Consider the following 9674-nt stretch of genomic DNA (forward strand, 5'->3'; position numbering starts at 1 on the left):
GCCGCCGCATGTTGTCATTGCATCATTTTTTGACCACTCCCGTTGCCAAAGCGCCCCGATCGCAGGTAATTTTCTGGTTTGTCCTCAGCCTGACTTTTGCCGTACTGTTTGGTGTTCTGGGGCTTCAGCAAGGATTTAGAGCCGACTATGTGGTTCAGGATGACGCGCGGCAGCATGTGTTCTGGATGCAGCGATTTCTCGATCCAACCCTGTTCCCCAACGATTCCATTGCCGACTACTTTCAGTCGATCGCGCCCCCTGGATACCGCTTTTTCTACCGGATTCCGGCAGCGCTAGGCATCAATCCTCTCCTTTTCAATAAGTTCTTGCCGATGGGGCTAGGGCTGATCACAACCGTCTACGCCTTTGGCATCAGTCTCCAGCTTTTGCCCGTGCCGCTGATGGGGTTCATTGGCTCTCTGGTGCTGAATCAAAATCTGTGGGTGCAGGATGATCTGCCGTCGGGAACAGCGCGATCGTTTCTCTATCCCTGCTTCCTAGCGTTTATTTACTATCTGCTCCGAGGTTCGCTGTTGCCCTGCTTGGGGGCTATTTTGCTGCAAGGACTGTTCTATCCGCAGTTTGTGCTGATTATGGCGGGAACGCTTGTGATGCGCTTGTTTAACGGGCGAGGCAGGCTCAAGAAAGAGCGCCAGCTTTATCTTTTCTGTGCCGCAGGTTTGGCGGTAGCGTTTGTGGTGCTGCTGCCCTATGCGCTGGAAAACTCTGCTTACGGCGCAGTCATTTCTGCTGCTGAAGCTCGAACCATGCCAGAGTTTGCGATGAAGGCGCGATCGGCGTTTTTCAATGACGACTTCTGGATGTTTTGGATCTTTGGTAAGCGTAGCGGCATTTTCTTCTGGATGATGCCGCTGTCTATTGTGGGAATTGTGCTGTCTCCGCTGGTGTGGGTTTGGCGATCGCGCTTTCCTTTAGCGGCTCAGCTCCGTCATCTTGGGATTTTTGCCCAGGTAGGTCTGGCTTCTTTTGGGATATTTTTTGCGGCGCACCTGCTGCTGTTTCGCCTGTATCTGCCGAGTCGCTACACGCAGTACACCGTGCAGATTTTCTCTGCGTTTGCTGGGGCAATCGTCGTGACGCTGATCATTGATGCAGTCTTGGGCTGGGCAGAGCATCAGACCGTGCCTCTCAAAAAAACCTTGGCGATCGCCTTTGTTTTATTTTTGGGGGCAGTAGTGCTGTTCTCCCCCCGGCTCTATTTGTTCCCCAAAACCTCCTATGTCAAGGGGACGGTGCCTGATATCTATGAGTTTCTTGCCCAGCAGCCCAAAGACATTCTAGTGGCTTCTCTAGCGAAAGAGATCGATAATATCCCCTCGTTCTCTCAGCGATCGATTTGGGTCGGCAGAGAATATGCGTTGCCCTACCAGCAGGGCTACTACCGTCCGATTCGCCAGCGGATTACAGACTTGATTCGCGCTCAATACAGCCTTAAAACCTCAGAGGTTCGTGATTTTGTCCGTCAGCATGGCATCGATTTTTGGATGATCGATCGCCGCTACCTCTCGACGATAGAAGTTGACGAATATGGTCAGATTCCAATTGGTGATTGGCTGAAGCAGTTCAAGCCAGAAATTACGCTGGCAACAGAGCGAATGCGTCTGGGCAAGACGTTTGCGATCGAAAAATTCATTCGTAAATGCACTGTTGTTCAGGAAGATGACCTGGTCGTTTTGTCGGGAAACTGTATCCTGGATAAACCTCAGTAGATCGCAAATTAGGGTTTTGTGGCGCGCGCCGCAAAACCCTAAAAGCTGGATTTCAAAGGCGCTCTACGCCTTTGAAATCCAGCTTTTAGAGAAAATCAGGAGAACTTTGCGATCTGCTGCTTCTTAGATCCGAATATCTTCTTGAATTGCGGCTAAATCAGTGTATCGATCGGCAACGCTGATTAACGAATCGCTGATCATAGAATGAAGGCTCACGACTTCTACCTGCACTCCCTTGTAGGCGATCGCATTCACGGCATAGGTCAGATCGCCATCGCCGCTCAGCAGCACCATTGTCTTGCAGTAGTTGGACATTTGCATCATGTCAACCACAAGCTCAATATCCAAGTTAGCCTTTTGGGAACCGTCGATATGTTGAATCAATTCTTTTGACACCACGCGATAACCGTTTCGCCGCATCCATAGCAAAAAGCCCTGCTGCTTGTCGTTTGCGCGATCGACTCCCGTATAGAAATAGGCTCGTAGCAGCCGCCGCCCTCGCGTGAGCTTGCACAGCAGCTTGACATAATCAATTTCGATCTTGAGATGCAGCGCCGCATAAAATAAGTTTGCCCCGTCTACAAAAATAGCAACCTGTTGATGAAGATCCGCTTCATCAGCAGGAAGAGGTTCTGTTGCAGGGCGTGATCCTTTACACAAGTGCTACTCCGCATCTGCCTAGGCAGAAAGTTTAAGGTTTACTTCAGAGTCGAGTCTTATGCTACGGCGTTCTCGCGATGAAGTAAAGAGGTGCTTAATGTGTCGAAATTTTTGGTTCCATAGATGAAAATTCTAGACACAGAAGTTATCTCTAAGACGGGTATTCACTCAGTTTATGTTGCGAACTATGTTGTGAATCTTTTTTAAACTACGTTAAATCCTGCCGAGGCACTTCAAGATTTTTTTTAAACTCAAAAATGGTTAAATTTTTGTTTTCATCTAAGTCTAAATCGACTTCCTTTAAATTAGTTCTTTAATCTAAGAACTGCTATGTCGTTAGAGCAAGGTTCTCTTACCTGCATAGCTTTTCTCTTGATACTTCTGCACCAAGCCTAGTGCATTTTGAGTTCATAAGTAACGCGATGTGCGACTCTTTTTCTAAAGGTCTTGATCTACGTAGGGCAGGCATCTTTCCTGCCCAGATTCGGACGGGCAAAATGCCCATCCTACAAGACTTTCAGACCAAGTTGCACATCGCGTTAGGTACTAATTTTTATACCAGCTCTACACCAGTTTTTCGCCCAAACTCTCCCTTTTTACCCCAAAAAGTTTCGGGGAGGTCATAACGACCTCCCCGAAACGCTCTTTTCCTTATGGCTCAAGCGGGATTTGAACCTGCGACCTTGGGCTTATGAGTCCCCTGCTCTAACCAACTGAGCTATTGAGCCTTGTATTTGTCATTAGCCTCGACTTCATATCTAACGTAGGTCAGAAGACGCGAGCATAGCTATATAGACTGTGACAATACTAGCAATGGAGTGGTCAAGATGGCAATTGTGGCGCAAATTAATTTTCAGCAAATGCCTTGAGCGGTATGAGGTTATCAACGTCGGCTATAGCTGCCCTCGGACTTTGAGCTTTAGGTAGCGATCGACCAATTCCTCGGTAATTTGATTGGCGGGTGCATCTAAGATGAGCACACCTTTCTGCTTCAGGGTCGCCAGAGCCAGCTGCCGCTGATTGAGCAGATCGATCGCCACCGCCCGTTCATAGCTAGAGGCGATATCTTGGGTTCGCTGGTTGGCTCGCGCATCGATTTGCGGGTCGCGCAGGGCGACGCAGAAAGGCAAGTAGCGTGGCGTGAGGCGTGCCATTGCTGCCAGCAACTCGGCGGAGGCTGTGGTGTCAATTAGGTCTGTGATCAATACCACGAGGGCACGGCGGGTCTGCTGATGGGCGATCGTCGTGACAGCACTGAAATAGTCTGGTTCCTGGAGCGTAGGTTGCAGTGGCGTGAGGCGATCGATCAGTTTTGCCAACTGTGCCTGTCCGCGTTCTGGGGGCATCCAGGTATGCAATGCCCGATCGAATACGCCGATACCCACGCGATCGCCTCGGTTGAGTCCTGCTAGCGCCAGGGAAAGCGCCGCGTTTAGTCCCCAGTCAAATCGCGCAAGTCCGTTGATCTGCGCTGTCATCAGCCGACCGCTGTCAAGCAAAATAATCAGGGTTTGCTCTTGTTCAGGCTCCAAAACGCGCAGCAGCGGACGATTACGCGGAAAGGCTTCGCTGACGCGCCGTGCCGATGCTTTCCAGTCAATCAAGCGCGGATCGTCGCCGATGCTGTATTCCCGCAGTTCGGCAAATTCTGTGCCAACGCCCAAGCGATTGGCTTTACGCAGGTTGCCTGTGGTTTGGAGGGTGAGGCGCAGAGAGAGCGATCGCAGCCCCATTAAGTCGGGATAAACCTCTACTGTTTGCGCTTGGGGAATTGTCCAGTCATTCCAGGCTAAACCCCAGGTTCCTAGCTGCCGCACCTGAATACTGCCCCAGTTGAACTCGCCACGCTGGGCGGGAAGCACGGTGTAGGTCAGCTCCTCCTCAGCCTTTGCAGACAGTCTTACCTGAAGGGTTTCGGGCGTGACGGTCATGGATTGAGGAAAATAATCTCGGATTTGCAGGATGGCGGGTTGCCTGCCTGTCTTCACCGTCAGATGCACCAGATTTTCTCGCCCAATCGACAGTCGTTGTAGAGGCAGCCGCGCTACTGAGACACGATCGCCCTTCACCCGCAGACTGTCTGCGATCGCCAAGCTCAAGATCACGCTATCCCAGAGCAGCGTGATCAGAAGTGCCAGTCCCAGAGCGGAGGGGCGGACTAGGGCGATCGCTACTCCAATCACTGTGCCGAGCAGAAGGAGCTGGTAAAGGCGGAGAGAGGGGATCATGGGGTGGAGGGGTGAGGGGGTGGATGGGTGGATGGGGTGGGGGGTATTTTATCAAATTTGATATTTACTCATGCACTCATGCACTCATCCACTTATCTAACGCGGGACGGGGACTTGATTGAGCAGTGAGGCAATAACGCTGTCTGTCTTCAGCCCATCTAGCTGAGCTTCGGGGCGAAGGATCAGGCGGTGGCGCAGTAGGGGTGGCGCGATCGCCTTCACGTCATCGGGGGTGACAAAACTTCTGCCGTTGAGCCAAGCGTGGGCTTTGCTGGCCTGCAACCAGGCTACTGCCGAGCGGGGAGAGGCACCCAGCGCCAGGTCGGGGTGTTGGCGGGTTCGGTGTACGAGTGCTAGCAGGTAGTCTAGCAGCGGCTCCGAAATTTCAATCGATCGGATGGATTGACGGGCGGCAAGGATTTGCTCAACGGTGGCGATCGGCTTCAAGTTTTTCAGATCTAGCCGTTTAGTTTGCTGTCCAGCTTGGGCGTTGAGCAGCATTTGCCGCTCGGCTTTGACATCGGGGTAGTCTACGATTAGCTTGAACAGGAAGCGATCGAGTTGGGCTTCGGGCAGCGGATAGGTCCCTTCAAATTCCAGAGAGTTTTGGGTGGCGATGACCCAAAATAAGTCAGGCAGCGGAATACTTTCGCCGTCTAATGTCACCTGCTGCTCTTCCATTGCCTCCAGCAATGCCGCCTGGGTTTTGGGCGGCGTGCGGTTGATTTCGTCGGCTAGCAAGATTTGCGTGAAAACTGGCCCTGGCTTCAGGGTGAAGTTGCGGCTATTGAAATCGAAAATGTTGGTGCCCAAAATGTCGGAGGGCAACACGTCGGGCGTGAGCTGAATCCGCCGAAAATCGGCTTGCAGGAGCTGGGCTAAGGCTTTGACGGTGAGGGTTTTCCCTGTTCCCGGTACGCCTTCTAGAATCACATGACCGCCGGAGAGCAGCGCCACCATGAGATCTCGCACGAGGTTGGGCTGACCAACGACGATCTGGCTGAGGGTTTTTGAGAGTTGGGTAAAGAGGGTGGAGGAGTCGTTCACGGGAAGGGGGGATGGGGAGTCAGGAGTCGGGAGCTATCTTTCGAGCTGCTGGTGGGCGGTTTGGATGTTTTTTAGCCAGGTTAGCAGCTCTGAGTCTGTTGAACGGCGATCGCCCTGGGGTAAATCCAGGATCTCCTGGAGCTGGGCGGCAGGTTGTCCCGTTTGCTGATGCCATGCGGCGCTGACGGTTTGCGAGTCGAGGAGGGCAGTGCCTAAGCCGAGCGATCGCTGAAACTGGATTTGTTCAGCTTTGGCGATCGTTCCCGCTACAAAGTCGCTGCTGTTTGCCTTTTGCAATACCCCTGCGAGAGCCTGAATGTAGGCAGTGCTGTTGTCTTCGGGTGGTTCAGCCAGCTTCTTGGGCGCGCCCAAGCGACGGTTCTGTCCCCAGATTAGGGTGAGCAACAGGACAAGGGCCTGTACGCCTACAATCAGCAACGGCGTTTGGGCAAGGTATCCCAGAAGGCTCGGAGATTTGCCTGGAGCGATCGGATCAGGGTCTCTGTAGCCGTGGATGTATTCATCCACCCAAATAGGATGCCCGGAATCAATGACGAGCTTCGCTAGAAATTTGAAATTTCCTGGTTCATCCTGATAGGCGTTGGCTGCCAAAAAAGGGGTAGATGAATGAATGATGCGACCTTTGCCGATCGCCTCTTCCCAAACTACCGCACCGTAGTCATCGCGCAGGATCGGCTGGATTTGGCTCGAATCTTGCCCTGGCGGCTCTGAGGCTCGCTGTCCTGATGGCGTATACCGCTGGCTGGTTTCGATCTTGACGCTACCGGAAGGGCTAGACAAGCTAGAACGAAACGGCGCTTTGCTCACGGGTGCTTTAGTTCCCAATAGCACCAGCACATTGCCTTGCTCAATCCATCCAGGATTTGCGGCTGTTGACCAGATGTTGCCGTTGTCGATTTGAATCAGGGTAATAGGAGATGGGGGCGCGGAGGAGAGAGAAGCCTTGGTGCTCACTTCAGTGGCAGAAGGCACAGGCGGCTCATCAGCCTCAAACAGGCGATCGACTGACTTTTGCCATCGCTGAATCGGCTTGCCCTGAGCCTGCATATAGGCAAACCAGGCTCCGTAGCCGTCCGGCGATCGGCTGTAGGTGGAGCCTTGGCGCAGGTCGGTAGCGGGTGCGGCAAAGAGGCTGAGCAAGATGAGGGTCAATAGGGCGATTGCACCAAGCCACCGACGATTTTTGAAGTTCATGTCTGGGATTGAGGGAGTTAAACGATCGCCGCCGGATCGATCTCACGGTAGGCTTGCCAGCAGCGATCGCAAGTTTCAGCAGAGATGGCAGCTTGGCTAAAGTGAAGGCTTTCGTGGGTGCGCAGCAGCAGGTGGTAAGGCTGAGGGCGATCGAGCGTGCTGAGGGTGTGCAGCAATGCAGCATATTCGCCGTCCGTGAGGCTGGGCTGTTGGGCAATCAAATTCTGGTCGTTTAGCCGTTGCAGCATTGCCATGTAGAGCGCCCGACAGGCTTCACGATAGTTTCCCTGCTGTCGGGCTTGACGCGATCGCTGGAGCCACTCGGTAACGGGCAGGGTTTCGATCGGAGATGCAGCCACAGAGTGGAGATTTTGACGCGATTGCCGGGATGCCGCCAGATAGGGACTCAGCAATCGGTAGAGCTGCCACCCCAGAAAGCCCGCCAGCCCAATCACAATCAGCCAAAACAGGCTGCTGAGCAGCCATTCTGGAAGTTGCCAATTTTCATCAGGCGCATTGGAATCGTTGGATAGCAGCCGCTGCACCCATTCACCAAACTGCTGATGGAGCTGACGAAGCTGCCAGTCAAAGCTGGTCTTCTCGAACGTTCCCGCAGCTGCCGCTAGAACTCCTGATGCGATCGCCATTACGCCATGCTGTTTTCGATCGCCCAGCGCGCTAGCTCTGTGCGGTTGTGCAGCCCGGTTTTGCCCAACATATTGCTGACATGGCTTTCGATTGTCCGCTGGCTAACGTTTAGCTCGTCCGCAATCTCGCGGTTTGCCATGCCCCGCGCTACAAACTGCACCACCCGTAGCTCGGTCGGCGTGAGTTCGACATCAAACGGCACCTGAATCTTGGGTGAGCTGCTTTCGCTGCCCTTGTCTTGACGCTGAATTAGGCGAGAGGCTTGCTTCAGAGAAGATTCCACCTGCGCCACCAGCTCTTCTGGCTCAAATGGCTTCACCATGTACACGTCTGCGCCCGTGTTCAAGCCCTTGACCCGATCCTGGCTCTGCCCTTTTGCGGAGAGAAATAGTACCGGAATCCAGTTTGTGCGAGGATTTTTCCTGACATGCTCGACCAGCGAATAGCCATCCATTTGCGGCATCATCACGTCGCAAATGATCATGTCTGGTGTATCTTTGTCTAATACTTCTAGGGCTTCTTGACCATTCTCGGCGGTGATTACCTCGTATCCTCGAAATTCCAGGTAATCCTTGACTAGCAAAATCAAGTTTGGGTCATCGTCAATCAGCAGTAGCCGCTTGTTTTCGCCTGTACCGTTTTCCTTGCTCATGCTTGATAACTCGCCACGCTTAGAACCGATCGCAAAATCTGCCAATCATGATATCCAGTACATGATATCCAGTATTTCCACATAACACGTAGATTACCCAAAAATTGTTAGAGATGCTCAGTAGGAGGCGACAAGGAAATATTTCCTCACAGCCCTGTTTTATTGAGCCAATTCCTGCTCGATCGCTCCAATTAGCTCTGGAGACTCAGGTGACACGGCGCTTTTGAAGCGGGCTACGACCTCGCCCTGTTTGCCGATCAAGAATTTCTCGAAGTTCCAAGCAACGTCACCAGGCTGCACGGCGCTCGTCAGCCTTGCGTAGAGCAGGTGCTGCTGACTGCCCTTAGCGTGAACTTTATCAAATAGCTCGAAGCTGACCGCATAATTACGATCGCAGAATTCGGCAATTTCCTGGTTGCTGCCCGGTTCTTGCGCCCCAAAGTCGTTGCAGGGAAACGCCAAGATCCGCAGTCCGGCATCGCGATATTTTTGGTTAAGTTTTTCCAGACCTTTGTATTGTGAGGTGTAGCCACAGTAGGAAGCGACGTTGACGATCAGCAAAACCTTCCCGGCGTAGCTGCTGAGGGGCGCGTCTTTGCCGTCAATTGTCTTGACGGTGATGTCAGAGATGGAAGTCATGCAGGTTTAGGAAACAAAGGGGATAGCTCGATCGTACTGCTAGATTGTCTGGTCTAGAGCAGAACTATGGCAATCCTAAATCAGCTGTGAAATTTCCTCGTGGTGCGGGCATCTTGCCCGCGACCCAAGGCTGAGCCGCGATCGCTCATCTTTTACAAGTCTCATCTCCTTTGAATCTGCGTTTGGGTATTCTAAGCCTGGAAATCCCAGGAGAATTTAGCGATGTCTGTCCATGCAATTAGCACAACGCTGACTCAAACCGATCGCGATGCGGTGATGGCGGCGATCGCTACGATTAAAACCAAGCTGCCGTTTTTGATTGATTTGAGTGTAGAGGAGCGGAAGGCGCTGCCGAAGCTAGGAGATAAGAGTCGGGCGTTTGTGAGCAAGGCGCTGGAGGTGGCGACGCAGAATCCAGACTTTTTGCCTAGGTCGTTTGATCTGGATGAGATGCGGAAGGATGTGGATTTGTTTGAAGCGATGTATCCGATGATTATGGCGCTGACGCAGTTGCAGGAGTTGATGGATGATACCTACGTGATGGTGGGTAGCGAGGCGTATGGGGCGGCGTTGCAGGTGTATGGCTACGCGAAGGCGAGTGGACAAGGGGCTGGGCTGGAGACAGTGGTGGATGAGTTGGGGCGACGGTTTGCCCGCAAGTCTCGGAAGGTGAAGCCGCAGGAGGCACAGGTGTAGGAAATTACGTCAGGCTTTTGGTTTCAGATCGGAACGTTCTCATTGTCAGTGGAGACGTTTTTGTTTGAAGCGAGATGAATTGGGGTTTGAGTTGAATCATTCTCATTAGACTTGTCCGAAAATTTGCAGAACAGACTATGTCTGGCTTTGAGGATGGTT

The 9674-nt window shown here is 52.6% G+C and carries 9 protein-coding genes and 1 tRNA gene; 2 read left to right on the forward strand and 8 right to left on the reverse strand.

What is annotated here, in order from left to right:
* Positions 1-8 precede the first annotated feature (8 nt).
* Positions 9-1730, forward strand: a complete 1722-nt coding sequence (locus AC5JMP_RS16610; protein ID WP_495852594.1) for a hypothetical protein — start codon at positions 9-11, stop codon at positions 1728-1730.
* A gap of 123 nt (positions 1731-1853) precedes the next feature.
* Here the strand turns inward: AC5JMP_RS16610 and AC5JMP_RS16615 are convergent, their stop codons facing one another.
* From AC5JMP_RS16615 to AC5JMP_RS16650, 8 genes are all read right to left on the reverse strand, one after another.
* The gene (locus AC5JMP_RS16615) at positions 1854-2390 is read right to left on the reverse strand and encodes a LabA-like NYN domain-containing protein (protein WP_495852595.1); all 537 of its coding nucleotides are present in this window, start codon (positions 2388-2390) and stop codon (positions 1854-1856) included.
* Positions 2391-3044: 654 nt separating this feature from the next.
* A tRNA-Met gene (locus AC5JMP_RS16620) sits at positions 3045-3118 on the reverse strand.
* 165 nt (positions 3119-3283) lie between these two features.
* Positions 3284-4618: a DUF58 domain-containing protein gene (locus AC5JMP_RS16625; RefSeq protein ID WP_495852596.1), complete on the reverse strand. Its 1335-nt coding sequence runs from the start codon at positions 4616-4618 to the stop codon at positions 3284-3286.
* Between the two features lie 96 nt (positions 4619-4714).
* A complete protein-coding gene (locus AC5JMP_RS16630) occupies positions 4715-5665 on the reverse strand; it encodes an AAA family ATPase (protein ID WP_495852597.1) in 951 nt (316 codons plus the stop codon).
* A gap of 33 nt (positions 5666-5698) precedes the next feature.
* Positions 5699-6880, reverse strand: a complete 1182-nt coding sequence (locus AC5JMP_RS16635) for a DUF4350 domain-containing protein (RefSeq protein ID WP_495852598.1) — start codon at positions 6878-6880, stop codon at positions 5699-5701.
* A gap of 17 nt (positions 6881-6897) precedes the next feature.
* Positions 6898-7527, reverse strand: a complete 630-nt coding sequence (locus tag AC5JMP_RS16640) for a DUF4129 domain-containing protein (protein WP_495852599.1) — start codon at positions 7525-7527, stop codon at positions 6898-6900.
* The gene (locus AC5JMP_RS16645) at positions 7527-8180 is read right to left on the reverse strand and encodes a response regulator transcription factor (protein ID WP_495852600.1); all 654 of its coding nucleotides are present in this window, start codon (positions 8178-8180) and stop codon (positions 7527-7529) included. The genes AC5JMP_RS16640 and AC5JMP_RS16645 overlap by 1 nt, the downstream gene beginning before the upstream one ends.
* A 159-nt stretch (positions 8181-8339) precedes the next feature.
* Positions 8340-8819: a glutathione peroxidase gene (locus AC5JMP_RS16650; RefSeq protein WP_495852601.1), complete on the reverse strand. Its 480-nt coding sequence runs from the start codon at positions 8817-8819 to the stop codon at positions 8340-8342.
* A 222-nt stretch (positions 8820-9041) separates the two neighbouring features.
* Here AC5JMP_RS16650 and AC5JMP_RS16655 point away from each other — a divergent pair, with 222 nt between their 5' ends.
* Positions 9042-9515 (forward strand): hypothetical protein, encoded by a 474-nt coding sequence (locus AC5JMP_RS16655; RefSeq protein ID WP_495852602.1) that lies wholly within the window; start codon positions 9042-9044, stop codon positions 9513-9515.
* Positions 9516-9674: the final 159 nt, after the last annotated feature.

The organism is Drouetiella sp., from assembly GCF_059504425.1.

Bases quoted from the DNA above. Each gene is read 5' to 3' on its own strand.
- AC5JMP_RS16610 (WP_495852594.1), top strand. From the start codon at position 9: ATGTTGTCATTGCATCATTTTTTGACCACTCCCGTTGCCAAAGCGCCC.
- AC5JMP_RS16625 (WP_495852596.1), bottom strand. From the start codon at position 4,618: ATGATCCCCTCTCTCCGCCTTTACCAGCTCCTTCTGCTCGGCACAGTG.
- AC5JMP_RS16635 (WP_495852598.1), bottom strand. From the start codon at position 6,880: ATGAACTTCAAAAATCGTCGGTGGCTTGGTGCAATCGCCCTATTGACC.
- AC5JMP_RS16640 (WP_495852599.1), bottom strand. From the start codon at position 7,527: ATGGCGATCGCATCAGGAGTTCTAGCGGCAGCTGCGGGAACGTTCGAG.
- AC5JMP_RS16645 (WP_495852600.1), bottom strand. From the start codon at position 8,180: ATGAGCAAGGAAAACGGTACAGGCGAAAACAAGCGGCTACTGCTGATT.
- AC5JMP_RS16650 (WP_495852601.1), bottom strand. From the start codon at position 8,819: ATGACTTCCATCTCTGACATCACCGTCAAGACAATTGACGGCAAAGAC.
- AC5JMP_RS16655 (WP_495852602.1), top strand. From the start codon at position 9,042: ATGTCTGTCCATGCAATTAGCACAACGCTGACTCAAACCGATCGCGAT.